This window comes from Corynebacterium sp. 1103A (assembly GCF_055700955.1).
In genome coordinates, this window is the sequence record NZ_JASTTF010000001.1 from 218,570 (window position 1) to 244,111 (window position 25,542).

A 25,542-nucleotide genomic window follows, 5' to 3' on the forward strand; every position below is an offset into this window, starting at 1 on the left:
ACTTTAGTGCAGTGGGGCGGGATGAGGTAGTTAACGCTCGGGCGAACTACTTATTGAGCTGCTTGTTGCGGGAGGCCGCGCGCTTGCGGTCGGTCGCGGACAGGATCACCTTGCGCACGCGCAGGGCGTTCGGGGCGACCTCGACGCACTCGTCGGTGCCACAGAACTCGAGGGCCTCCTCCAGGCTCAGGGTGTGGGCCTTGGCGAGGGTGACCGTGGCGTCGGCGGTGGCCGAGCGCATGTTGGTCAGCTTCTTTTCCTTCGTGATGTTGATGTCGATGTCCTCATCACGGTTGTTGGCGCCGACGACCATGCCCTCGTAGGCCTCGTCTCCCGGCTCCACGAAGAAGCTGCCGCGGTCGGCCAGCTGGGTCAGCGCGTACTGGGTGATCTGGCCGGTGCGGTCGGCGACCAGCGAGCCGGTCGGGCGGGACTTGATCTCGCCGGCCCAGACGTCCAGGCCGTCGGAGATGGAGTTGGCGATGCCCGCGCCGCGGGTCTCCGTCATGAACTGGGTGCGGAAGCCGATAAGGCCGCGGGCCGGGATGCGGAAGACCATGCGGACCCAGTCGCCTTCGCGCACGTCCATGGACTGCATCTGGCCCTTGCGGGTGGCCATCAGCTGGGTAACCGCACCCTGGTGCTCGGAGGGCACGTCGATGGTGATCAGCTCGTAGGGCTCGTGCACCTTGCCGTCGATTTCCTGGGTGACGACCTGCGGTTTGCCGATGGTCAGCTCGAAGCCCTCGCGGCGCATGGACTCGATGAGCACGGACAGCGCCATCTCACCGCGGCCCTGGACCTCCCAGGCGTCCGGGCGTTCGGTCGGTAGGACGCGCAGGGAGACGTTACCGATGAGCTCCTGGTCCAGGCGGGCCTTGACCAGGCGAGCGGTCAGCTTGTCGCCGCCGCCGCGGCCGGCCATCGGCGAGGTGTTGACACCGATGGTCATGGAGATGGCCGGCTCATCGACGGTGATGCGCGGCAGGGCCTCCGGGTGCTCCAGATCCGCGATGGTGTCGCCGATCATGATGTCGGAGATTCCGGAGATAGCCACGATGTCGCCGGCGATGGCGTCCTCGGCCGGCTGACGCTCGAAACCGACGGTGCGAAGCAGCTCCGCGACCTTGACGGTCTTGGTGTGCTGGTTACCCTCGTCATCGTAGTGGATCCAGGCGACCTGCTGGCCCTTCTTGATGGTGCCGGAGTAGATACGCAGCAGCGCGATACGGCCCAGGAAGTCGGAGGAGTCCAGGTTGGTCACGTGCGCCTGCAGCGGGGCGTCGATGGTGGCCGACGGCTCCGGCAGGACGTCGTAGATGACGTCGAAGAGCGGCTGCAGGTCCTCGCCGGCGGGTACGTTGCCGTCGCCCGGGTTCTCGGTGGAGGCGATGCCGGCGCGGCCGGAGGCGTAGAGCACCGGCAGGTCCAGCAGCTCCTCGGCGGCGGCCGCCGCCTCCGGATCGTCCAGGCCGGCGGCGATTTCCAGCAGGAGATCCTGGGATTCGGTGACGACCTCGTCGATGCGGGCGTCCGGGCGGTCGGTCTTGTTGACGGCGATGATAACCGGCAGCTTGGCCTCCAGGGCCTTGGTCAGCACGAAGCGGGTCTGCGGCAGCGGGCCCTCGGAGGCATCGACAAGCAGGACCACGCCATCAACCATGGAAATACCGCGCTCGACCTCGCCGCCGAAATCGGCGTGGCCCGGGGTGTCGATGACGTTAATAATAAGGTCGGCGCCATCCTTGCCCTTGCCCTTACGGGTAATGGCGGTGTTCTTGGCCAGGATAGTAATGCCGCGCTCTTTTTCCTGGTCGTTGGAGTCCATGACACGGTCCGTGTGTTCGCCGTGTTCGCCGAAAGCGCCGGACTGCTCCAGCATGCCGTTGACCAGGGTGGTTTTGCCATGGTCAACGTGGGCGACGATGGCGACGTTACGGAACTCAGTATGGGTCACGAATCGATTCTCCTTCAATGGAATCTTGGGTTGCCCGCCTTCCTTGCCGGGAGCAGGCTCTTGCCGCCCAGGCTCCCAGGAACGGGACATTTTTCAACGGGGTACAACGATACCCCGCCTGCTAGTTCGCTGCAGAATTGGCCACCGAAAAATGGACCCGACCTCAAAACTCGCCGCCCGCCGAGCCCCGCAGCCACGTCCGCATTTACCGCAGCGCTGGGATGTGTAACGAAACCATTACATTCGACGAAAGATGAAGTAATAGCCACGTTCACGGTTGACTGTTGCCAAAAATTAAATATTGTTACTGAAGGTGAAGTTGTTACGGCTGTGACTAATGTGACCCAAGAGGCTTGCAGACACAAAACCCGGGGCCAGTTTAGTCACCGCCGGACAACGCCTTCTTCTACTAGAACTTATCCCCCACCCAAGGACTGCGTTCATCGTGACCATTTCCTCCGCGGACCACGCCAGCACTCCCGCAACGCGCCGCCGGAGCCCGAGCTCCCGGCTCGGCCGCGCGGTAGCCATGTCAGCCGCGACCGCCGGGCTCATCGGCGCTCTCGTCACCGCGGTCTCCCCCGCCGAAGCCACCCCGCAGGTCCCGGCTCCCGCCTCCTCGGCCGCGTCTCCTGCCGCCGAGCTGAGCGCGCAGTTCGAGGACGCCGTCGGCTCCTCGCTCCCGGTGGATCACCTGGGCCGGCCCACCCCGGAGGCAGCCCAGCAGGTGCGCGACTTCGCCTATCAGCCGTGGATGCCAGAGGACGCCCGCAACGCCATCCTGGCGACCCTGGCGTATACCACCGGCCAGGACGGCGGCGAGGCCGGCGTGGACATGCCCGTCGGCGGCCCGAACTTCCGGCAGTTCTACTGGCCGACCGCCTCCGGCCGCTGCATCGGCGGCACGCAGGATTCCGTGGGCTCGGCCATCGCGGTGCCGGGGCCGACCGAGATCCCCGCCCCCGGCGCCGGCGCCGGAGAAACCGCCTTCCTGTTCACCGCCATGGGCACCAAGCCCGCCACGCCCAACCAGGGCCAGATGAACGTCCACTGGTTCAACCTGAACAACTTCCGCAGCGGCGTCACCCCGCTGGGCAACCACGGGATCAACCCGGAGGGCCCGGCAACCATCTCGGGCCGCGCCGCCACCGGCCCCGGCACCGTGGTCGCCCTGCTCAGCGGCGCCGTCAACACCGAAGAGGGCAGCTGTCGCTTCGCCCCCACCGCCGCCATCGTGGAGGTTAAGTAAACCCATGAGCGTTGACTTGCACCCCGTCAAGGAAGAAACCTTCGACACCCGCGGGGATTTCAACATCGACCCGAAGGGCTTTAACCGCCCTGTCGACCGCTACGAGCGCACCGACTTCGGCCTCTACATGGGCCGCGGTGCCGACCACCCGCGCTTCGGCTACTTGGAGTCCTGGCTCCTGCCGGAGCTGCGCCTGCGCGCCAACATCTTTCACTTCCGCCCGGGCGTCGAGCATTCCCAGGACTTCTACTTCGACATTGCGGATATCTCCGTGACCGACGAGGTGTGGTCCACCCGGGATCTCTACGTCGACCTAGTCTCCCTGACCGGCAGCCCGGTCGAGGTCTTGGACATCGACGAGCTCGCCGCCGCCACCTCCGCCGGCTACCTGAGTGCCGAGGAGGCCGAGGGGGCTATCGATGCCACCCTTGCCGCCGTCGAGGGCATCACCCGCCACCGCGACGACGCCATGGAGTGGCTGCGCCAGCTGGGTTTCCCGCTCACGTGGGCCGACGAGGTGGAACTCGTCCCGGCCGGCAACGCCTGAGCCTTCCGATAGCCGCACGTGTTGCAGCCGCCGGGGATCCGGGGTAGATTGCAAACGCTTTAGCTGTTGCTTTTAGCTTCTATTTCCTGCTGTGGCCCTTAGGCTTTTGCCCTAAATACGCCTAGCACTAATTCTTTTAGCACTAATTCGCCTAGCACTGCCCGGAGAGTGGTTCCATGGCCGGTGGCCTTCTTGCCTTGTTTGATGACATCGCGCTGATCGCGCGTTCCGCGGCGTCGTCGGTGGACGACGTCGCCGCGCTGACCGGCAAGACCTCCGCCAAGGCGGTCGGGGTCGTGGTCGATGACGCCGCCGTGACCCCGCAATACGTCGCCGGCGTGGACCCCAAGCGGGAGCTGCCGATGATCTGGCGCATCACCAAGGGCTCCCTGGTAAACAAACTCATCATCATCCTGCCGGTGGCGCTCCTGCTGTCCTGGCTGGCCCCTTGGGCGCTGACCCCCATCCTGATGCTGGGCGGGGCTTACCTCTGCTTCGAGGGCTCCCACAAGATCTCCGCGAAACTGCTGCCGGGCATGGAGGATCAGGAAACGCCGGTGCGCGAGTCCGGCCCAGACGCGGAGGACTCGCTCGTGTCCTCGGCCATCCGCACCGACCTCATCCTGTCGGCGGAGATCATGGTCATCGCCCTCAACGAGTTGATGAGCGAGTCCTTCGGGCTGCGCGTTATCACGCTGATTACCATCGCCATCGTCTTTACCCTGGGCGTTTACGGCGCGGTGGCCGTGCTGGTCAAGATGGATGACATCGGCCTGCGCCTGCTCAAGCGCCGCGACGGCAACTCCCTGGTCGGCAAGGCCCTGGTCAAGGGCATGCCCTACGTCCTGCACATCATCGGCATCATCGGCACCGCCGCCATGCTGTGGGTCGGCGGCCACATCCTGACCTCCGGCCTGGCCGAGTTCGGCCTGAGCGCGCCCGCCGATGCCGTCCACCACTTCAGCCATCTGGTTCCTGCCGGCGTGCTGGAATGGCTGGTGGATACCGCCGGCTCGATGGTCTTCGGCTTCATAGTCGGCGCCATCATCGTCGCCGTCGTCGAAGGTGTTCAGCATGTCCGGGCGGCCAAGTAACACCACCCCTTCCCCGGGGATCAAGTCCCCGCTCGTCTACGTGGCCCTGGTGGTCGCCGCCGGCCTGGCCGCCGGCATCGTTGGTTTGGTAATGACGCTTTGCGTCGACGCCCTGCTCTTGATCGGCGCGCACGACGACCCGGGCCCCGCGCACTGGGCCACCGTCGTCAGCGTGCCGGCGGCCGGCGGGCTGCTGGCCGGCGCCGGCTGGTGGTGGCTGCGCCGCGTCGGCCCGGTACGCACCGTCGGCGACGCCCTACACGACGGCCGCGACCTGCCGCTGGGGCGCACGCTGGCCGATGCCGCCTTCCAACTACTCGCCGCCGGCACGGGCAGCTCCATCGGGCGCGAGAACGCCCCGCGCCAGGGCGCGGCCGCCGTAGCCGCGGCCCTAACCCGGAACAAGAACTCCGCTAGCGGCGTCGCCGTTGAGCTGGTGGCCATCGCCGCAGGCGCCGGGTTGGGCGCGGTCTACAATGTCCCGCTGGCCGGTGCCATCTTCGCCTTCTCCGTGCTGCACATCACCCCTACCCTGCGCACGGTGCTCACCGCGCTGGCCGTGTCCGGCCTGGCGACCGTGACCGCCTGGCCGGTGGTGGGCCACCAGGCCTTCTACACGCTGCCTGAGTTCTCCCCCAGCCGCGGGCTGGTCCTGGCGGCCGTGGCCTGGATGGTGGTGGTGATGCCGCTGGCCGGCGGCATCGGCGGCGCTTTCGCGGCGGGCGCGGACTGGGCCGGACGACACCGCACCCCGCCGCGGTGGTACCTGCCGCTGACCGTCGGCGCGGCCGGGGCGGCCGTGGGCGCCTGCGCGCTGGTCCTGCCGCCAGTGCCAGGCAACGGCTTCGACATCATCCAGCTCACCCTTCACCTAGGCGGCAGCGGCACGCTCTTTGCCTGCCTGCTGGTGGCCAAGCCGGCCCTGACGGTGCTGTGTTTGCGCTGCGGGGCCGTGGGCGGCACGCTCACGCCGGCGCTGGCGACGGGGGCGTCGCTGGGCGGGGCCGCCGCGTTCTTCTTCCACTGGGCAGGCCTACCGTGGATGGACAGCGAATACTCGATCATCAGCTGCGCGCTCATTGGCGCGGCCGCGGTGCTGGCGGTAACCCAGCGGGCTCCCCTCTTCGCCGCCGTCGTCGCCTGGGAGCTGACCGCGGCCCCGTTGTGGCTGGTCGGACCGATTGTCATCTCGGCGCTGGGCTCGTTCTACCTCACCCGCTGGGCGCGGCGGGCGACGGCGCGCAGAGCCTCTACAGGAACAGCAGCAGCGACAGCGCCATGATGGCCATGCCGGCAATGACGCCGTAGATGGCGAAGTGGTGCTTGCCGGTCTCCTCGGCCGTCGGCAGCAGCTCGTCCAGGCTGATGAAGACCATGATGCCGGCGATGGCGGCGAAGCTAATGCCCATCGTCGCCGGGCCCAGCAGCGGCATCAGCAGCAAAAAGCCGGCGAGCGCGCCGAGCGGCTCCGCCAGGCCGGAAACGAGCGCCCACCAAAAGCCCTTGGCGCGCGATCCGGTGGCTTCCCGCAGGGGCACGGCCACGGCAATGCCTTCCGGGATGTTGTGGATAGCAATCGCTACCGCGACCGGCAGCGCGACTTGGACGTCCTCGAGGCCGGCCAGGAAGGTGGCGAAGCCCTCCGGGAAGTTGTGGATAGCCAGCGCCCCGGCGGTGAACACGCCGGTCTTCATGAGCCGGCGCCGGCGGGCGACCTCCTCGGTGGTGCCGGGCTCATGCGGGTTGATTTCCTCCGGCACCAGGCGGTCGATGATCGCGATGACGGCGATGCCCGCGAAGAACGCGCCCACGGCCGCCCAGGTCCCGGCGCGCGCGTCGGCGAAGGCCTCGGTCAGCTGTGCTTTGCCCTCGGGGAGGATCTCGACGAAGGAGACATAAAGCATCACGCCGGCCGACAGGCCCAGGGCCCCGGCCATGAATCCGGGGCCTGGGTTGCGGCGGCTAACGGCGATGGCGCCACCTATCGCGGTGGACAGGCCGGCCAGCAGCGCCAGCCCGAAGGCGAAAGCGACGGTGGGCAAATCGTGCATGCCCCTACCTTAAAGGGCAGGAATGCCGGCCGCCGTTATTAGTCCGCCTTAACCCCGCTGTCATGGTCCGGATCGACGCCGCTGTTGTCCTCGGCGATGTACTCGCCGGTCTCGTAGTCGTAGCCGACGGTGTTGCCTTCCTCGTCGGTACGGGTGTACCACTCGGTGACCTCATCTGCGGTGGAGTCGAAGTTGGCCCCGGTGGCGTAGTCGGATTCGCTGGGCGTCGGCTCGATGCTCAGGGCGAAGTCGTCGCCGTAGTCGCGCACGCCGTGGACGACGGCGTTGGAGATCGCCTGGGACTCGTAGTGGGCGCGGATACTCATCGGGTCGTTGCGCAACTCACGCACCAGGGCCACGCACATGGCCACGATGATGACCGCGAAAGGCAGCGCGGTAATGGTGATGAGGTTCTGCAGGCCCTGCAGGGCATTGCGGCCGCCGGCTAGCAGGATCACCACGGCGATGCCGGCCATGCACAGGACCCAGAAGATGGTGATCCAGGGCTTGGGCCGCGGGTTGCCCTTCTGCGTCATCTGCGAGTTGACCAGCGAGGCCGAGTCCGCGGTGGTCACGAAGAAGACCGCAAGCATCACCATCACCAGCGGCGCGACGATTTCGGTGCCGGGGAGCTTGTCCAGCACCACGAAGAAAATTTCCTCCGGCGCGGGCATGGACTCCGCGGTGCCATCCGGGGCTACGGCGTTGGACTGGCGCTGCAGCCAGATGGTGGTCCCACCCAGGATGGTGTAGGCACCCACGATGATGGCGGACGGGATGAAAAGCACGCCCAGGATGTACTGGCGGATAGTGCGCCCGCGCGAAATCTTGGCGACGAAGACGCCGACGAACGGCGCCCAGGACACCCACCAGGCCCAGTAGAACGTGGTCCAAGCCGAGAGGTAGGCCTGCATCTCCTCGCCCTCGCCCATGTTGGCGGCCAACATGTCCGGCATGGAGCCGACGTACTCGACGACCACGGCCGGCAGCATATTGGCCAGGAATGCCGTCGGTCCTACCACGAAGAAGAAGATCGCCAGGCCGAGCGCCAAGGCCAGGTTGATGTTGGACAGCCAGCGGATACCGCGGGCCACGCCGGAGACCGCCGAGGCGATCGTGCCGACCGATAGCACCATGATGATGACCAGCGCCAGGGCGTTGCCCTCCGGCGACCAGCCGGTGACCACCTCGACGCCGCGGCTGATCTGCAGCGCGCCGATGCCGAGCGTCGCCGCCGTACCAAACAGCGTGGCGATGATCGCCAGGCCGTCGATGACCCGGGCCTGCCAGGAGTCGTTCTTCTTGGTGCCCAGAAGCGGCAGCAGGATGGAGCTCATCAGCGGCACGCGCCCGCGGCGGTAAGACACATAGGCCACAGCAAGGCCGACGATGGCGTAGATGGCCCAGGCGTTGAGGCCCCAGTGCATGGCCGCCTGCGCCATCGCGCCCATCATGGCTTCCTCGCTGGCGGCCTCGTAGGCCCCGGGCCGCGGCGACAGGTAGTGGCTGAGCGGCTCGTAAGGGCCGAAGAAGATGATGCCGATGCCGATGCCGGCGCCAAAGAGCATGGCTGCCCAGCTGACCGTGGAGAACTCCGGTTTTTCCCCGTCCACGCCCAGCGGGATGCGCCCGTAGCGGGAAAAGGCTAGGATCAGCAGCAAAAAGACCAGCCCGATGGCCAGCACGGTAAAGATCCAGCCCAGGTTCGTCATGACCCATTCGAGGGCGACCGAGGAGGCATCGAATACCTGCTGTGGGGCCAGCACACCCCAGATGATGAAGGCCACGATGAGGCCGCCGACCACCACCAAGATTGGCTTGTCCACCCCGTACTTGATCTTCTGGTCCTCGATGGACACGCCGGGCACCAGCGCCGGGTGGATGTTGTGCGGGTAGATGATGTCCTTGAGCACCCGCTTGGCCTGCGGCAGGCGCCCCGGCTTTCGGTTGTGCCCTGCGCCGCGCGTGGCCGGAGTGGGGTCCGGCTGCGAGCTTGCCGGCGAGCTAGATGAAGACTCTTGCTGCGAAATGAGGATCCTCCTTGCCCTAGAAACTTAGAACCCAAGTGGATATCCGAGTGGATAACAGAATAGACAGAAAACACATAAGTCGATACTTCTGTGGCGTATACCATAACGCACTGTGTGCTGGACCTCTCCACTTTGCGCGAACCTTCACCCTAGTAATCGGGTAAGGGTGCCGGAATGCTCGATAGACTGTCTGGCAGAAAGGGCTTTTCCTCATCTGCTAGCTCTCACCTGCTAGCTCTAATATGTTAGCCGAGTCCTGGCCGAGCCCACCCGTTTCCTCTAGCAACCGCAGGAGCGCCGCCTAATGCGTAACTACCATCTGCCCGCCCAGTTCCTCGGCGTGGAGCACCTGGCCCTCCTGGATCACATCACCGCAGCCCCGGTGCTGAGCCTGCCCGGCCTGGCGCACGAGCCGCTGGTCCTCGAGGTCAGCCTGGAGCCCCTGCCGGCCGGTTGGCGGGTCCGGGCGTCTGTGGGCATCATCGCGACCATCGCGGCGGACGAGGCCGTCGCCTTCCCCAGCCTAGACCGGCTGCGGCGCGCCGGGTTAGTTCCCACCACGTGGGCGCAGTGCGAGATCGCCGACCGCGCAGTCGAGGTCGGCATCCACCTGGGCCCTAACGAATGGTTGGTGCCGGTCAACACGGTTCCCGCCCAAGCGGTTATCGTCGACGGCGGCCAGCCCGCCGCGGTGGATACTTCCCGCGGGGATCTGCCAGACGATTACGCCGCGTACAGCCACGCTTGCCAGCTCATCGTGCGCGTGGACAAGAAGGCGGCGGAGTTATTAGTCAGCACCGAGGACAACGTCTTGGGCACCATCGGCACCCCGGCCGACTACCCCGCTCTGACCGCGGCCCTAGACGCCGCCGGGACCCGCACCGTCTGCGCGCGCGCCTATGTGGCCGACTGCAGCATTGCCGTCGATGTCCCCGCCGACGCAGAATCGCTACGCTTCCGCCCGGCCCCGCCCGCGCTGCCGGACGCCAGCGCCTGGCCGGCCCGCCCGCAGCCGCTTACCCAAACCTGGGACGTCACCCTCGACTGCGCCGCCTTCCCGCTGCCCACCCCGGGCGGCCGGCCGGTCCTAGGACCCGACCACGCCGAGCATGACGAGGCACCCAGCAGAACCTTCGGGCCTTTCCCGAAGCTACACCACGACCCGCCGGCAACGGATTAGCCGCCGCGGCTAGCGCAGCTCGCGGTGCCCGGCGTCGATCCGGCGGGTGATGCGCTGGGCATCGAAATGCTCGAGCACGGGGATGACCACGCGGCGGGTGGTCCCCAGGGCCTGCCGCGCCTGCGAGGTCGTAAACGGCTGCTCCAGCTCGCCCAGGCGGGCCTTGGCCCATTCCAAGCTGGCCGGCACCAGCACGATCCCGCCGCCCAGGCGCACCACGCGCCCGGCGCGCTCGGCGGCGGCCAGTTCGGTCTGCCCCAGGCCCCACGCGCTAAGGTCGCCGGCCTCCGGGGCGGCGCACGGGGCATCGGCCAGCCGCTTTTCCAGCTTGGCGATGCCCTCCTCCGCCGCGCCCAAGTCCGCCTGGCGCCCCGGCAGGCTGAGCAGCCCGCCGCTGGAGCTCACCTTAGCCGCGGCGATGACGACGTCCACAAGCTCCTCGCCGGGCAGGGCCAACAGGTGGACCGCGGCCACGCGCGGCATGCCGGCGGCTAGCGGGTTGTCGGCGAAGTAGGCCTCCAGCGCACCGAGCAGCTCGGTCTTCCACTCCGTGACCGCGCGGGCGCTAATCCACCACCCGCGGAAGGCGACCACGCCGGTCGGCCGGTTTTCCGTATCCAGCCCCTGACGGGCCAGGTCCTCGACGCGTACGGCCTTACGGCGGCGCACCTGTTCCCCGGCATCGCTGGCGTCGGTAATACCCGCCAGCACCTGGCCGCGGCGGGTCCCGTCCCCGCGGCGGTTGAGCTCCGGCGGGGCGACGTCGATGACCTCGACTCCGGCCAGCACGTAGCGCGCGCCCGAGCCGCGCAGGATGAGGCGGTCCCCGACCACGACGGGCAGCGGCTCCGGCAACTGCAGGCGGGCGTGCTGGGCGTCGAAGGGGCGTACGTGCACTCCCACCCCGGCGCTGCCCAGGTGGGCGACGACCTCCTGCGGGATAACGTCCAGGTTCCGGCCCGTCGTGCGCCGCACATCGATGACGCGGGTGGTCTCCCACTTGCCCGGGGTGGTCAGCACGTCGCCGCGGTGGATGGTGCCGGCGTCGATGCCGCGCAGGTTTACCGCCACCCGGCTGACCGGCTGAGCGAGGTCAATGGCGGAGTTCTCACTGTGTAGCCCGCGCACCTCGACCTCGCGCACGCCGGTGGCCTGGAACAGGCTGAGCGTGTCCCCTGGGCGCAGCGTGCCGGCCACCAGGGTGCCGGTGACCACGGTGCCCGCGCCGGTGATGCTAAACGACCGGTCGATCCACAAGCGCACGGCGGCTGCCGGGTCCGGCTCCGTCCCGACCAGCCCGTCGAGGGCCTCGCGCAGCTTTTCGATGCCCTCTCCTGTCACTGCCGAGACCTCCACCACCGGCGCCTGCGCCAGCGGCGTGCCGGCCAGCTCCCGCTGGACCTGGGCGGCGGCGTTTGCCCGCTGCTGCGCGTCCGCCTTGTCCGCGCGGCTTAACACCACCACCGCGCGCTCGATGCCCAGCGCCACCGCGGCATCTCGGTGGTCGCTACTCTGGGCCTGCCAGCCCTCGTCCGCGGCGACGACGAAGAGCAGGATGGGCGCCGGGCCCAGGCCGATGGGCCCGAGCCCAGCCAGCATGTTGACCAAGAAACGCTCGTGCCCGGGCACGTCAACGAAGGCGACGTCCTCGCCGCTGGGCAGAGTGGTCCACGCAAAGCCCAGGTCAATGGTCAGCCCCCGGCGCTTCTCTTCTTCCCACCGGTCCGGTTCCATGGTGGTCAGCGCCTTAACCAGGGTGGACTTGCCGTGATCGACGTGGCCGGCAGTAGCGATGACCTGCATTTAGACAGCCTCCTTCAAGGCTGCGAGCAAGGTTTCGTCCGCGGCGGGTGGCACGCAGCGCAGATCCACCAGGCAGCGGCCTTCGTGGACGCGCGCGAGCACCGCCGGGGTACCCAGCCGCAGCCGCTGGGCCACCTTGTCCTCCAAGGCGATGGCGTAGCCGGGCAGCGGGTACTCCGGCGCCCCGCCGCCGCCCACGCGCCCGGCGTGTTCGACGACCTGCGCGCCCAGCTGCGCGGCCATCGCCTCGGTGCGTTCTTTCAGTGACTCCGCACTCACGTGCAGCGCATCCGCGACGGGATTTCGCGGCGTGTTCAGCGCGGCCTCCAGGGCGTTCAGTCGCAGCTTATCCACCCGCAGCGCGCGGGCCAGCGGGTGCTTCTTCATGCGGGCGATGGCCTCCCGCGTACCGAGGAGGATCCCGGCCTGCGGACCGCCCAGCAGTTTGTCTCCGGAGGCGATAACCACGTCCGCGCCGGCCACCAATTGGGCGTGCAGGTCAGGCTCATCCGGCAGCGTCGCGTCCGAGGCCAGAAGGCCCGAGCCCAAATCCACGATGAGGCGCACGTCGTTTTCCTGTGCGACCGGGCGCAGCTGCTCCACCGAGACCGAGCTGGTAAAACCGGTGATCCGGAAGTTCGAGGGGTGCACCTTCAAGATGGCGCCGGTCTCCGGACCAATAGCTCCGACGTAGTCGTGGAGGTGGGTTCGGTTCGTCGCCCCGATCTCGCGCAGGCGCACGTGCGAGGATTCGATGAGCTCCGGCAGGCGGAAGCCCGCGCCGATTTCGATGAGCTCTCCCCGAGAGATAATCACTTCCTGGTGCGGCGCCAGCGCCGCGGTGGCCAACAGCAGGGCGGCCGCGCCGTTGTTAACAATGAGCGCGTCCTCGGCCGCCGGGCACGCCGCGAGCAGCGCGTTAACCGCCCCGCGTCCGCGGTGCTTGGAGCGCAAACCCGTCTTCAGATCCAGCTCCACGTCGGTGTAGCCGGCGGCGGCGACTAAGGCATCGACGGCCGCGGGCGGCAAGGGGGCGCGCCCCAAGTTTGTGTGCACGATAACGCCCGTGGCGTTGATGACCGGCCGCAGCGAATACGGCTGGGCGCTGGCGACGCGCCGGGCGATCTCGGCTGCCACGTCCTCCGGCGGCACCTGCCCGCGACGGGCCTGGTTGAGGACACCGTCGATGATGGTGCGAATCACAGGCTCAGACACGTGGGTCCGGGCCTGCTCAACCTCGGGCAGCTTCAGCAGATCATCGGTGCGCGGGATGTTGCGGCGCGGGTCAGTCACGGCACTCCTGGAAAATTTAAGCTTATTGGCGGAGACGGACAGGAATCGAACCTGCCAGGCCGAGATACTCGGCCTCACCGGTTTTGAAGACCGGGGCGCCCACCAGGACGCAGACGCCTCCACCGGAAACTCTACCAAGCGCCCCCTCCGCCAACGCCAGCAGCACCCGTGAGCCTAGGTGCGCCCCGCCCGGGCGCCGCTTGAACTCTTAGCACCCCATGAACCCTTCGCGGTCACCAGCGCAACCAAAATGCACACATTCCTGCTCCCGGTGAGCGCGAAGGGTTCATCGGCGAGCCGACAACGGGGAAAGGTTCACGGGCGGGGCAATAGTTGCGGGCTGGATTAGGCGGAGTGACAGCTGTGCCGGCCCGGGCATTTTGACGAGTAGGCTCGGGGCATGGACGATATCAAGCTGACCTCATTCGCAGCAGGCGGCGGTTGCGCCTGCAAGATCCCCGCCGGCGAGCTCGAATCCGCCGTCGAAGGCCTGGTAGGCCACGCGGACCCGGATGTCATCGTCGGGCTGGACGCCGGCGACGACGCCGCCGCGGTCAAGATTCAGGACGGGCTGGCCGTCATCTCCACCGCCGACTTTTTCACCCCTATGCTCAATGAGCCTTATGACTGGGGTCGGGTCGCCGCGGCGAACGCGCTGAGCGACGTCTACGCGATGGGCGGCACGCCCGTTACCGCCATCAACCTCGTGGGCTGGCCGCGCGAGGCGCTGAGCTTGGACATCCTGCGCGAGGTGCTGCGCGGCGGCATGGACGTTGCCGAGCAGGCCGGCATCTCGATTACCGGCGGGCACTCGATTACCGCGCCGGAGCCGCTCTACGGGCTCTCGGCCACGGGCATCGTGGACCCAGACAAGCTCATGCGCAACGATGCCGCCGAGGCGGGCCTTCCCATCACCCTCACCAAGCCCATCGGCGTTGGTATCTTGAACAGCAAGCACAAGGCCACCGGCGAGGCTATCCCGTCGGCGGTCGAATCCATGACCACGCTAAACCGGGAGGCCGCCCAAGCCGCCACCCAAGCCGGGATCACGGCCGCGACCGATATCACCGGCTTTGGCCTGCTGGGCCATCTGTACAAGATGTGCCGGGCCTCCGGCATCGCGGCGGAGATCGATCTCGCGGCCGTACCGGCCATCGACGGCGCCCGCGAGGCGCTCGCCGACGGCTTCATCCCGGGTGGCTCCCGCCGCAACCTAGACTGGGTCCGGCCGCACCTAGACGGCGGCGAGGCCAGCGAGGAAGACCTCATCTTCTTGGCCGACGCGCAGACCTCCGGAGGCCTGCTGCTCATTGGCGAGGTGCCGGGCTACCCGGTCGTCGGCCGCACCGTCGCGGCTAACGGCGAGACGCTGATTAGCGTGCGCTAGCGGCCCAACTTATTTCTCAGCTTGCCCAGCAGACTCGGCTTGGTCTGCTGGGTTTTGTTGTCCATCCGCGGCCCCGTGACGTGCTCAACGCGTTCGAAGATGAAAGTCATGCGCGCGCCGGTGCGCTCCGGCTCGCTTACTAGGCGGTGTCCGGCGGCGGTGGCATCGTCCGGCACGTTGCGGAAGGCCTGCGGGCAGTCGGTGGTGATCTGCAGCTTCTGGCCCGGGTCCATGTCCTCCAGGGCACTGAGTGTCTGGATGACCGGATAGGGGCAGGATTCGCCCCATATATCCAGCTCGAAATCGGGTAGCTCGTTCACCAGTTGTCCTTTCCGTACTGGGCGTCGAGGCGACCACGGCGGTCGGTGCGCAGCGGGGCCTGCACCAGCCACCATAGGCCGAGGGCGGCCAGGGAGGCGATGAGCGCCAGCCACGGGCCCCAGGATTCGTAGAAGTTGAATTTGACGGCGTTGGCCACCAGGGCATCGTAGACGCCCCAGTGATTCCAACCGTAGGCCAGGATGGTGGCGCCGATGATGTTGCCGGCGAAGGTAGCCCAGGCCACCAGCTGGCCCTCCATTGCGCGATACATCATGCCGGTCTCGTAGGCGCCGGCGAAGATGATGCCGATGCCGAAGAGGAAGCCGCCGAGGATGGTGCCCCAGCCGGCCGGCTTGGTCAGCGGGGTGGCATCCGTGAGCAGCAGGACCGCGAAGGTCACGACGACCGCGGCGGCCAAGCCGATAATCAGCGAGTCCGCCAGCTTGGTCTTCTTGGTCAACCACAGGTCGCGGAACGCGGCGGTAAAACAGATCTGGCCGCGCTGGATGAGCACGCCGAAGGCCAGGCCGAAAAGCACGGCCACGCCCAGCAGCGGCTGGCCAGAGGCGAAGTAAAAGCCGGCGATGCTAAGCGTCACGATGGTCACGGCGATGCCCAGCCAGCGCTTGCGCTGCTGCCGCCGGCGCACGTCCCCAAGGCCCACCTTCGGGGTGTTGACCGGCTTGGGCTTGGAGGGACCGCGCCACCACGGCATTTTAATAATCTTGACGCCCACGGCCGTGCCGACCGCGGTCATGATGGTAAAAATCCAGGCGTGCAGAGAGAACTGCGGGATGCCGGTGAACATAGCTGCCAGGTTGCAGCCAAACGCCAGTCGGGCGCCGTAGCCGGCGATGATGCCGCCGCACAGGACCTGCACCCAGCGACGCTTCAGCGGCGGGATCCGCCAGCAGAAATCGCCAGCGATAAGGGCGGCCACCAACGAGCCCGTGAGTATCGCGACGACGATCCAGCCGTCGGTGCGCTGGAGGGGTCGCCCTCCATGGTGGTGACTTCCTGGTAATACTTCCATGACTGGATGTCCGCGCCGAGGGCTTCGGTTAGGTGGCCGCCCAGGCGGGTAAATTCGCCGGTCACTGCCCAGACAGTGCCAGTCAAAAGGAAATAAATACCACTGAACACGCCCAGAATGGCGAACCCGGGCCCAGGGGCAAGGCCTACGCGGCTGCGGTAGAAGGCGTCGTACGAGCGCTTGTCATAGGATGACTTCCTGCGGGGAATAGTCACGACTATGCAATCTTTCATTCGGTTATAGCTCGTGCCGAAGGCTGAGTCCCGCCTTGGGCACACGAGCCAATATTGTGCCGCCCAATCCCCAGGGCTAACAAACCGAAAACTAAGACTGCGCCGACCCCGCCTAGTCCGGGGTGACGACCGAGGTATCCAGGCCCTGCTCGGCGCGGCGTGCGGCGGCGCGGCGCTTCTGCGGGCCGATAGTGGTCATCGGGTCTTTGACCGCCTCCAGGCCCGCGTTGAGCACGCCGAAACGCGTGCACGCAGAGCCAGCCAGCAGACTCAGGCCGGAAGCGACCGCGCCCCACCGCGACTTGGTCAGCGCGGAGATCGCGGTGCCCACGCCCCCGGCGGCGATGAAGTACTCGGAGGCCTTCATCAGCTTACCGGGCGTGCCCTTGTGCAGGGTCTCCCGCGGTTCCGGCTCCATGTTTTCTTCCATAACGCGGGTGGCAACCAAATCGCTGGCCGCGGCCATCATGCCGAGCGCTCGGGCCGGCCCGGCGAATTGCTGCGGGGTGGTCACCATCGCCAAGCCGGAAGCTGCCGCCGAGGCGGAGGAAACGAAGACGAAGGCCAGGTGACGCTTCGTGTCGTTCCAGGTGGGGTTCGAAGTATTACCCAGCAGCACAGCGGTGTAACCCGCCAGCGGGCCACCCAGCACGCCGGCGACGACACCGGCCGAGCCGGCGGCGCTGTGCACGGCCTTACGCGCGAACTTCGGTAGGGGGACCCGACGGCCGGTGACATCGTCCAGCTCGGACAGGGCCGGCAGCGACGCCGCCGTGGCGAAGGTAGCCAAGATCCAGGAGCCGATGCTCATCGGCGAGGTCACCTTGAATACACGGAACATGTTCAGCAGCCGCTCCGGGCGGCCGAGGTCGAGCACCAGGCAGACCGAGCCGGCCGCGGCCGCGCCGAAGGCGGAGATGGACGTCGAACGACGCAAGGCGCGGTTGCCGGTGGTCTGCGCGCCCAGCGATAGCAGCGCCGAACCGCCGGAGACGCCGCCCAGGAACAGGTAGGCGCCAATCGGCCACTCCCACGGTGGGGCCTTGACCACGGGCTTGCCGTAGTAGGAGGAGAACTCGAAGTCCTCCGCCATCCGCTGCTCCTTGGAGCCGTCCTGCGCGCCGGCGCCTACCTTGCCGCGCTTCTTGCGCTTCGGCTTGGTGTCGTCGAATTTCCTGTAGCGGTTGGCCCGCTCCGGCTGCGGGGGCCGGTACTCGTCGTATGCGCTCACTTCTTGCCTCCCAACACGAAGGATCCGGCGACCGCCAGCGCCATCGCGCCGATGGCCTTCGCCGCCGTCTTGTACATCTGCGGCAGGTCCGCGGTGGGCACGCGCGGATCCGGTGGCAGGCCGTAGACCTCCGGCGAATCCAGCAGCAAGAACAGCGAACCGGTGCCGCCGACGCCGTCCTCCGAGTTCGCGCCGTAGAGGCGCGCCTCGTGCAGACCCTGCTCGTGCAGCTCGCGCACGCGCTCCTGGGCGGCGGCGAGCATGTCGTCGTAGGTGCCGAACTGGATGGAGTTAGTCGGGCAGGTCTTGGCGCACGCCGGCTCCTGCCCCATCTTCAGGCGGTCGTAACACATGGTGCACTTCTGGGCAATGCCCAGATTCTTGACCGGCATGGGCTGACCCGCGGTGTGGTCGTCGCCCTGCGGCTTGAGCTGTTTGAGCTTAGCCAACACGTTGATGCCCGAATGAGTGTGGTCTTCGTAATCTACGGTCGCGGTCTTGTCCGTCTTCAGGGTCACGCCGCCGTCATCGCGGCGCTCAATCACGCCGAACGGGCAGCCGGCCACGCAGGTGCCGCAGCCGTTGCAGACATCATCCTGAACAACCACGGTGCCGAACTCGGTGCGGAAGAGCGCTCCCGTCGGGCACACGTCCAGGCAACCGGCGTGGGTGCAGTGCTTGCACACGTCCGAGGACATCAGCCAGCGGAAATTGGAAGTATCCGGCGGGGTGGTGTCAATCTCTTTTTCCGCGCCGCCGATGGTGGGCATACCCAGCGAAATGAGCTTACGGCCCTCCTCGCGCGCTTCCTGAATGCGGTCGTCGCCCTGCTCCACGAACGCCACGTGGCGCCAGGTGTTCGCGCCCAGCGCGCCGGTGTTGTCGTAGGAGTTGCCGGTGAGCTCATAACCCTCGACCGGGTTACGGTTCCACTCCTTGCAGGCGACCTCGCAGGCCTTGCAGCCGATGCACACGGAGGTGTCGGTGAAAAACGCCATGCGCGTATACGAGTCGTACCCGTGGGAGTGCTCGGTCAGCGCGTTGGAATTAGCACCCAAAACGTTAGTCACCTAGAGCTCCTTTCCTTCGTCATCCGCCGCGTTGCCAGCGGTCCGGTCCGTGCCGTTACCGCCGTCCTCGTCGGCGTTTTTGGACTCGATGGTGAACTCATCGAGCACGTCGACCAACTGGTTGCCCGAATCCAGATCCAGGTTGGCGCGACGCTGGTACTCGTGGAGCAGCTCCAGTTTGGCCTGGCCGCGCGGGCGGCGGCCCGGCCGGATATCGCAGGCGCCGATCTTCGAGTTCTGGATGAACACGTTCGGCTCCAGCGTCAGCCCCAGCAGATCGTTCGGGCCGTCGCCGGCCACGACCGCGTTGTCGGAATCACCGTAGTGGAACGGCAGACCCAACTGGTGGAACTCCTGGCCATTGATGACCATCGGCTCCATACGGTCGGTGACCAGCACCTGCGCCTCGATCACGCCACGCGGCGATACAATCGTGGCCCAGCCGCCGTTTTCCAGGCCGCGCTTTTCCGCCAGGGCCTTGGAGACCTCGCAGAACAAGCCCGGCTGGAGCTCCGCCAGGTACGGCAGGCGGCGCGACATTGCACCCGAGGTGTACATCTCCGTCAGTCGGTACGTGGAGAAGACGAACGGGAAGACCTCGGATCCCGGCGTTCCGGCCTCCGGCTTCGACAGGTTGTCCGGGCGCTTGATGGTCAGGCGCGTCGGCGACTGCTGCTGCTTGTACAGGATGTTGCGCACCGGAGACTCATGCGGCTCGTAGTGCGTCGGCAGCGGGCCGTCCGACAGGCCCGACGGGGCGAACAGCCAGCCGCGGCCGTCGGTCTGCATGATGAAGGCATCCGTGCCGTCCAAGGCGGCCGGGCCCACCGCATCGATGGGCGCCTTGTAGTCCGGCGGCAGTGAGGCCGGGAAGTCCGGTACGTCGTCGCCGACCCACTTGCCGGCCTCAGCGTCCCACCAGATGTACTTCTTGCGCTCCGACCACGGGGTACCGTCCGGCGCCGCCGATGCCCGGTTGTACAGGATACGGCGGTTCGCCGGCCACGCCCAGCCCCATTCCAGAGCGACCTCGTTCTGCTCCGAGCCCGGGACCTTCTTGGCCGAGTGGTTGATGCCGTCCTTGTAGACGCCGGTGTAGATCCAGCAACCACCCGAGGTGGTGCCGTCCGCCTTCATCTCGGTGAACGCAGGCAGCAGCTGGCCCTTCTTCGGCCCCTCCAAGTAATAGCCGTTAATCTCCTTGAGGATGTCCTCCGAGTGTGGCTCGCCTTCCTCGTTTTCCTCGTAGTTCCACGCCAGCGCCTGAATGGCGCGGTCGCGCGGGTCGGTGGAGTCAGCCAAGCGCTCCTTGATCTTCTTACCCAGCTGGTAGAAGAACCACAGCTCGCTGGTGGCCTCCCCCGGGGCATCGACAGCCTTGAAACGCCACTGCAACATGCGCTGCGTCTGCGTAAAGGTACCTGCCTTTTCCACGTGGGTGGCCGCCGGCATGAGGAAGACCTCCGTGCCGATCTCTTCCGGCTTGAGCTCGCCGGTCTTAATCTCCGGGGAGTCGTGCCAGAAGGAAGCGGTCTCGATCTCCTGGAAGTCGCGGACCACCAGCCACTTCAGCGCGGCCAGGCCACGGCGCTGCATACCGCCGTTGGACTGTGCGACTGCCGGGTTCTGGCCGAAGACTAGGTAGCCCTCGACCTGCCCGTCCAGCATGCCCATGAGTGTCTCGTAGGTCGAGTGCGCCCCGGAGATGCGCGGCATCATGTCGAAGCCCCAGTTGTTGTCTTTCGTGGCGGCGTCGCCGAAGTAAGACTTCATCAGGGACACGGCGTAGTTTTCACCAATCTGCCAGAAGCCCTTTGAGCCCCGCTTCGCGAAGTTGGCCACGTAGCTCTCCCAGCCATCGTCCTGGACGTGCGGCATGGGCAGGTAGCCCGGCAGGTTGTTAAACAGCGTCGGGATATCCGTCGAGCCCTGGATGGAGGCGTGCCCACGCAGCGCCATAATGCCCGAGCCCGGGCGGCCGACGTTGCCCATCAGCAGCTGCAGGATAGCCGCCGTGCGGATGAACTGTGCGCCCAGCGTGTGCTGGGTAAAGCCCAGAGCATAGGCGAAGCACGTCGTGCGATCCGGCTTGGAGTTATCCGCGATCGACTGCGCCAGGTAGTAGAAGTCCTCCTGCGAGATACCGCAGGTCTCCTCCACGATCTCCGGCGTGTAGCGGGCGTAGTGACGCTTGAGAATCTGGAACACCGAGTTCGGGTGCTGCAGGGTCTCGTCGCGCTCCACGTTCCACGCCTGGCCCTCATCCTTCTTGACGTACTGCCACGAGTCATTGACGTACTTGCCGGTCTCCGGGTCGAAGCCGGAGAACAGCCCGTCTAGGTCCTCAGTGTCCAGGTAGTCCTCACTGATGATGGTCGGCGCGTTGGTGTAGTTGACCACGTAGTCGTAGAAGTACAGACCGTTGTCGATCATGTACTTGATCAACGCACCCAGCAGCACCACGTCCGTGCCGCCGCGGATACCGATGTGCCGGTTCGCAAAGGCAGAGGTACGCGTGTACCGCGGGTCCACGTGGATGATGCGGGCACCACGCTTCTTGGCCTCAACCACCCACTGGAAGCCCACCGGGTGGCACTCGGCCATGTTCGAACCCTCAATGACAATGCAGTCCGCATTCGCCATATCCTGCAGCGGCTGGGTCGCGCCGCCGCGGCCAAACGAAGTTCCCAAACTGGGAACGGTGGCGGAGTGTCATATGCGGGCCTGATTTTCGACCTGCACCGCGCCCGTGGCGGTAAACAGCTTCTTAATCAGATAGTTTTCCTCGTTATCGAGCGTCGCACCGCCCAGGCCAGCCACACCCATGGTGCGGTTGAGCGGACGGCCGTAATCGTCCGTGTCCTGCCAGCCGTTGCGGCGGGACTCCAGGTACCGGTCCGCGATCATTTCCATCGCGGTATCCGTGTCTAGGTCCTGCCACTCGGTGGCGTACGGCGCGCGGTACTTGATGGTGGTCAGTCGGGACTCGGAGTTGATCAGCTGCTCCGAGGCCGAGCCCTTCGGACACAGGCGCCCGCGCGAGACCGGCGAATCCGGATCGCCCTCAATCTGGATAACCTTGTCGTCTTTAACGTAGACGCGCTGGGAACAACCCACCGCGCAGTAGGGGCACACGGACTGGACAACCTTGTCCGCTTCCGCGGTCCGGCCGTGCAGGTGCTGGCTCTTGGCGGACTGGGTATTCACGTCCCGGCCGAAGGCGTCACCCGAGCGGAACTGGCGCACGACAGGCCAGTTGAGAGGGCTAAATTTAGACATGCCCTCAATCTACGGCGCAGGCCCGCCAATTTCCAGAAAGGCTATCCTAATTAATCCCTGTTAGAGCCACTGCCACGGCTTTTAGTTGCCGCATCAACTTCCCGCGGCCTAGACCGGATCGTAGACGCGGACTCTCAGCCCGTAGCCACCGCCGCCCAACGCCACCATCTGCGGGATGAAATCCTCCGGCCGAGGGTGGTCGGGTAGCTCTTCTAGGTAGCGCTTGTGCTCGCTCAACGATGCCACCCCACCAGCCACCGCGTCCTCACTCAGCGTCTGCACGTGGGTGCTGTCTGGGTCGTTAGCCACCAGCAGTCGCTGCGCCTTGTGGGCCGGCAGGCCCAAGTCCTGAAAGATCCAGGGGTTGTCAGCATCCCGGATGGCGTCAATCGTGGACACGCCCACTGCGCGGTGGTCGACGTGGTTCAGCCCCCACCGCGCCTGCAGGCCGTACATCATGATGGCGACGGTGTCCGGCTGAAACTTCCGGATCTTGGCGGCAATGGCCAAGCGCACCTGCGGCGAGGCCTCCACCAGGCCGTCCGGGAAATCCAGGATTTCCAAGTCCTCCACCCCGACTGCCGCGCAGGCGCGCCGCTGCTCCTCGGCGCGCAGCGGGCCACATTCTTCCGGCGGCAGGCTCCTAATCCCGGCCTCGCCGGCAGTGACCAGCAGGTAGGCCACCTCCTTGCCGGCGTCGCTCCATTGCTTTGCCGCGCAGGAAATCCCGTACTCGGCATCATCCGGGTGTGCCACCACCACGAGAATGCGTTCCAGCCGGGAATCATCCAGTATCTCGAGTGCCATGTCCCCATTCTGCCAGGCGGCCCAACTCCCAGCTAGGGACGGCAGGATTGTGCGAGTAACCTGCCAGGGGCTAAGGTAAAACAGGCAATCAAAAGAACTACCCTGTCTATTTTTCCTAACCTAGTCGGTTCATTTTTCAGAAAAGGTTTGTCATGTCCTCTTCCACGCCGTCGTCCTCGGCCACGCCCGCCGATGACCACAACACCCGCGGCTCCTCCGGCCTGCCCAAGTGGGCCACCGGCTTCGGCGCCCAAGTTATCGCCGGCCTGATTGTCGGCCTTATCCTCGGCTTTATCGCCGCCGGCATGGGCGGCACCTCCGAGGATCCCAACTGGCTGACCTCTCTGCTCACTGGCGTCGGCTCCGCCTACGTCCAGCTCCTCAAGGTGATGGTGCCGCCGCTCATTTTCGCCGCGGTCATCACTTCAGTCGCCAACCTACGCAAGGTCGCCAACGCCGCCTCCCTGGCAATTTCCACCCTCATCTGGTTCGCCATCACCGCATTAATCTCCGTGGTCATCGGCATCCTCGTCGCCGTCGTCATGAAGCCGGGCGTGGGCACCACCGTGGACGCGACCACCGCCGCGGAGCCCAGCAGCGTCGGATCCTGGCTGGGCTTTATCCAATCCATCGTTCCGGAAAACTTCATCGGCCTGGGCGCCTCCTTCAGCGACAACGAGGTCTCCTTAAGCTTCGGCGCCCTGCAGATCCTCGTCGTCTCCCTGGCGCTCGGCATCGCCGCCGTCAAGACCGGCAAGGCCGCCGACCCGTTCCTGAACTTCACCGAGTCCTTCCTCAAGGTCATCCAGGTCGTGTTGTGGTGGATCATCCGCCTGGCGCCTATCGGTACCGCCGCGCTCATCGGTAAGGCCGTCTCCTCCTATGGATGGGACGCCCTCGCCTCCCTGGGCAAGTTCGTGCTTGCCATGTACGTCGGCCTGGCCCTGGTCATCCTGGTTGTCTACCCCGCCGTTTTGGCCTACAACCGCATCCCGGTCATGGGCTTCTACAAGCGCGTTTGGCCCGTGTTCTCCCTCGGCTTTGTCACCCGTTCCTCCATGGGCGTCATGCCGGTGACCCAGCGCTTCACCGAAAAAGCCATGGGCGTGCCGCGCGAATACGCCTCCTTCGCCATCCCGCTCGGCGCGACCACCAAGATGGACGGCTGCGCCTCCATCTACCCGGCCATCGCCGCCATCTTCGTCGCCCAGTTCTACGACATCCCGCTGAGCCCGACTCAGTACCTGCTCATCATCTTCGTCTCGGTCATCGGCTCCGCAGCCACCGCGGGCACCACCGGCGCGACCGTCATGCTGACCCTGACGCTGTCCACCCTGGGGCTGCCCCTGGCCGGCGTCGGCCTCCTGCTGGCCATCGAGCCCATCATCGACATGGGCCGCACCGCCGTCAACGTCACCGGCCAGTCCGTGTGCGCCACCATCGTGGCCAAGCGCGCCGGCATCCAGGACAAGCAAGTCTGGGACGCCGCCGAACACGGCGTCGGCGACATCATCGAGCCGTCCAAGCACCCTGCCGCCTAAGCCGGCACCGAATGAACTAGCCCCTTCGGGGGCTTTTCATGTGCCCTTCCCCCCTTGATGAACCCTTCGCGGTCACCAGCAAGGCCTGGCTGTCCAAAACCTGCTCCCCGTGAGCGCGAAGGGCACGCCCCTAAATGTCCTCGGTGTGCAAATTGCTCCCCTTGGCGGCATCGGTACGGCCGTGCACGAGGTAATAGACGCAACCCGCCACCACGATGAGGCCGGCGAGCAACCAGTACATTGCCGAGTAGCCGGTCGCAGTAACGAGCATGCCCAGGAAGATCGGGCCCAAGCCCACGCCTAGGTCGAGGAAGAGGAACATAGTTGAGATGCCGGCGCCCATTTCCTCGCGCTTAACAAGGCGCACGGAAATAGCTTGCACGGCCGGCATGATGGAGCCGTAGCCCCAACCGACGAGCGCACCCGCAATGACCACGTGCCAGTCGGCGGTCGCGGTGGCCAGCAGGGCGAGGCCAGCAATAAAGCCCGCCAGCGTGATGTAGATTACGCTGTTGTCACCGCGGCGGTCTTGGAGGCGCCCCAGGAAGAAGCGCATGGCGAAGGTCATCGCGGAGTAGGCGATGAAGAACAGCCCTGCGCCGGCGGTCAGCCCGGTCGCGTGCGCATAAGAGTTAAGGAAGGTCACCACTCCGGCGTAGCCGATGCCGACCAAGAACATGAACATGCCGATGGGCGCGACCCGCGGATGGACCACCGCGGCCAAGGTCAACTTCGGCCGGTAGTCGCGGTTGTTCTCCGGAACCTTGAGGAACCAGGCGACAACCAGATCGATGATGGTCAACGCGGAGACGACCACGAACATCGTGGTATACCCCGGCCCGTTGGCTAGGAAGAGGCCAACGGCCGGGCCGACTGCTGTTGCCAGCGTGGTACCGAGTGCGAAGTAACCGGTACCTTCGGCGCGCTTGCGGTTCGGGATGACTGCTTGGGCCACGGCCATGATCGCGGTGGAGGTCACTGCGTAGCCCACGCCGTGGATGAAGCGAACGGGAATCAGTACCGCCAGCGAGTGCGCTGGGAAGTACAAAGCACAGCTGACCACAACCAGCACCAGCGACACCATGAGCGAGGACCGGCGCCCTACAGTGTCGACCACATAGCCGGAGAAAAGCCGGGCCACGGTGGCGCCCACGACGAAGGAGCTAGCGGCGAAGCCACCGGCGGTATCGGAAGCACCGAACTGGGTGACGGCGTAGACCGCCATCGTGGTGATTAGGATGTAGAAGACCAGAAACTGCGCGAAATTGACGATCCACGCGAGGATGAAAGTCGGGTTAAGCAGCTTGTCGTTGTCGGCATGCGTTACGGACGTATGGGTCACCTTCTTGAATCTTTGAAAGCTGCACGTGGCAGCGGGAACTATTGGAACCGAAATATCTTATCAGTATCACTCGCCCGCCGGCGCACCGGCCCAC

General features: G+C 66.3%; 19 protein-coding genes and 1 tRNA gene. 7 read left to right on the plus strand and 13 right to left on the minus strand.

Going from position 1 to position 25,542, the window contains the following annotated elements:
- Positions 1-46 precede the first annotated feature (46 nt).
- Positions 47-1,957: a translational GTPase TypA gene (typA, locus tag QQS52_RS01005; protein ID WP_472772164.1), complete on the minus strand. Its 1,911-nt coding sequence runs from the start codon at positions 1,955-1,957 to the stop codon at positions 47-49.
- A gap of 529 nt (positions 1,958-2,486) precedes the next feature.
- On the opposite strand from typA, the gene QQS52_RS01010 reads away from it, so the two are divergent.
- The 4 genes from QQS52_RS01010 (at position 2,487) to QQS52_RS01025 (ending at position 6,129) form a co-directional block, all read left to right on the plus strand.
- Positions 2,487-3,206 carry an Rv1157c family protein gene (locus QQS52_RS01010; protein ID WP_472772274.1) on the plus strand — a complete coding sequence of 240 codons (720 nt, stop codon included), beginning with the start codon at positions 2,487-2,489 and terminating at the stop codon, positions 3,204-3,206.
- A 4-nt stretch (positions 3,207-3,210) separates the two neighbouring features.
- On the plus strand, positions 3,211-3,753 hold the full coding sequence (locus tag QQS52_RS01015) for a ribonuclease FAU-1 family protein (RefSeq protein ID WP_472772165.1): 543 nt from the start codon (positions 3,211-3,213) through the stop codon (positions 3,751-3,753).
- A gap of 176 nt (positions 3,754-3,929) precedes the next feature.
- Positions 3,930-4,847 (plus strand): DUF808 domain-containing protein, encoded by a 918-nt coding sequence (locus QQS52_RS01020; protein WP_472772166.1) that lies wholly within the window; start codon positions 3,930-3,932, stop codon positions 4,845-4,847.
- Positions 4,828-6,129 carry a chloride channel protein gene (locus tag QQS52_RS01025; protein WP_472772167.1) on the plus strand — a complete coding sequence of 434 codons (1,302 nt, stop codon included), beginning with the start codon at positions 4,828-4,830 and terminating at the stop codon, positions 6,127-6,129. Before QQS52_RS01020 ends, QQS52_RS01025 begins: the two co-directional genes overlap by 20 nt.
- On the opposite strand, the gene zupT is transcribed toward QQS52_RS01025, so the two are convergent.
- Together zupT and QQS52_RS01035 are read right to left on the minus strand one after the other, a co-directional pair.
- Positions 6,098-6,898 carry a zinc transporter ZupT gene (zupT, locus tag QQS52_RS01030; protein ID WP_472772168.1) on the minus strand — a complete coding sequence of 267 codons (801 nt, stop codon included), beginning with the start codon at positions 6,896-6,898 and terminating at the stop codon, positions 6,098-6,100. The two genes, QQS52_RS01025 and zupT, sit on opposite strands and share 32 nt — an antisense overlap.
- 38 nt (positions 6,899-6,936) lie before the next feature.
- Positions 6,937-8,811: a BCCT family transporter gene (locus QQS52_RS01035; protein ID WP_472772169.1), complete on the minus strand. Its 1,875-nt coding sequence runs from the start codon at positions 8,809-8,811 to the stop codon at positions 6,937-6,939.
- 421 nt (positions 8,812-9,232) lie between these two features.
- Between QQS52_RS01035 and QQS52_RS01040 the strand changes: the two genes are divergently transcribed.
- Positions 9,233-10,108, plus strand: coding sequence for a hypothetical protein (locus QQS52_RS01040; RefSeq protein WP_472772170.1), 876 nt, complete (start codon positions 9,233-9,235; stop codon positions 10,106-10,108).
- A gap of 9 nt (positions 10,109-10,117) precedes the next feature.
- Here QQS52_RS01040 and selB read toward each other — a convergent pair whose 3' ends face one another.
- The 3 genes from selB to QQS52_RS01055 form a co-directional block, all read right to left on the minus strand.
- On the minus strand, positions 10,118-11,911 hold the full coding sequence (selB, locus tag QQS52_RS01045) for a selenocysteine-specific translation elongation factor (RefSeq protein WP_472772171.1): 1,794 nt from the start codon (positions 11,909-11,911) through the stop codon (positions 10,118-10,120).
- Complete coding sequence (selA, locus tag QQS52_RS01050; protein ID WP_472772172.1) at positions 11,912-13,204, minus strand: L-seryl-tRNA(Sec) selenium transferase; 1,293 nt, start codon at positions 13,202-13,204, stop codon at positions 11,912-11,914.
- A 26-nt stretch (positions 13,205-13,230) separates the two neighbouring features.
- Positions 13,231-13,325: transfer RNA gene (locus QQS52_RS01055), tRNA-Sec, on the minus strand.
- Positions 13,326-13,604: 279 nt separating this feature from the next.
- On the opposite strand from QQS52_RS01055, the gene selD reads away from it, so the two are divergent.
- Positions 13,605-14,591 carry a selenide, water dikinase SelD gene (gene selD / locus QQS52_RS01060; RefSeq protein ID WP_472772173.1) on the plus strand — a complete coding sequence of 329 codons (987 nt, stop codon included), beginning with the start codon at positions 13,605-13,607 and terminating at the stop codon, positions 14,589-14,591.
- Here selD and yedF read toward each other — a convergent pair.
- The 6 genes from yedF to QQS52_RS01090 all read right to left on the minus strand — a co-directional run bounded on the left by yedF (position 14,588) and on the right by QQS52_RS01090 (position 22,565).
- Entirely contained in the window at positions 14,588-14,911 is a 324-nt protein-coding gene (gene yedF / locus QQS52_RS01065; protein ID WP_472772174.1) for a sulfurtransferase-like selenium metabolism protein YedF, read from the minus strand. The two genes, selD and yedF, sit on opposite strands and share 4 nt — an antisense overlap.
- Complete coding sequence (gene yedE, locus QQS52_RS01070; protein WP_472772175.1) at positions 14,908-15,945, minus strand: selenium metabolism membrane protein YedE/FdhT; 1,038 nt, start codon at positions 15,943-15,945, stop codon at positions 14,908-14,910. The genes yedF and yedE overlap by 4 nt, the downstream gene beginning before the upstream one ends.
- Positions 15,946-16,290: 345 nt before the next feature.
- The gene (gene nrfD / locus QQS52_RS01075; protein ID WP_472772176.1) at positions 16,291-17,409 is read right to left on the minus strand and encodes an NrfD/PsrC family molybdoenzyme membrane anchor subunit; all 1,119 of its coding nucleotides are present in this window, start codon (positions 17,407-17,409) and stop codon (positions 16,291-16,293) included.
- Positions 17,406-18,407 (minus strand): 4Fe-4S dicluster domain-containing protein, encoded by a 1,002-nt coding sequence (locus tag QQS52_RS01080; RefSeq protein WP_472772275.1) that lies wholly within the window; start codon positions 18,405-18,407, stop codon positions 17,406-17,408. The genes nrfD and QQS52_RS01080 overlap by 4 nt, the downstream gene beginning before the upstream one ends.
- A 72-nt stretch (positions 18,408-18,479) precedes the next feature.
- Positions 18,480-21,758 carry a formate dehydrogenase-N subunit alpha gene (gene fdnG / locus QQS52_RS01085; protein WP_472772177.1) on the minus strand — a complete coding sequence of 1,093 codons (3,279 nt, stop codon included), beginning with the start codon at positions 21,756-21,758 and terminating at the stop codon, positions 18,480-18,482.
- Between the two features lie 108 nt (positions 21,759-21,866).
- Complete coding sequence (locus tag QQS52_RS01090) at positions 21,867-22,565, minus strand: PIG-L deacetylase family protein (RefSeq protein ID WP_472772178.1); 699 nt, start codon at positions 22,563-22,565, stop codon at positions 21,867-21,869.
- 152 nt (positions 22,566-22,717) lie between these two features.
- Between QQS52_RS01090 and QQS52_RS01095 the strand changes: the two genes are divergently transcribed.
- Positions 22,718-24,106, plus strand: coding sequence for a dicarboxylate/amino acid:cation symporter (locus QQS52_RS01095; RefSeq protein ID WP_472772179.1), 1,389 nt, complete (start codon positions 22,718-22,720; stop codon positions 24,104-24,106).
- Positions 24,107-24,236: 130 nt separating this feature from the next.
- Here QQS52_RS01095 and QQS52_RS01100 read toward each other — a convergent pair whose 3' ends face one another.
- Entirely contained in the window at positions 24,237-25,448 is a 1,212-nt protein-coding gene (locus QQS52_RS01100; RefSeq protein WP_472772180.1) for an MFS transporter, read from the minus strand.
- Positions 25,449-25,542: the final 94 nt, after the last annotated feature.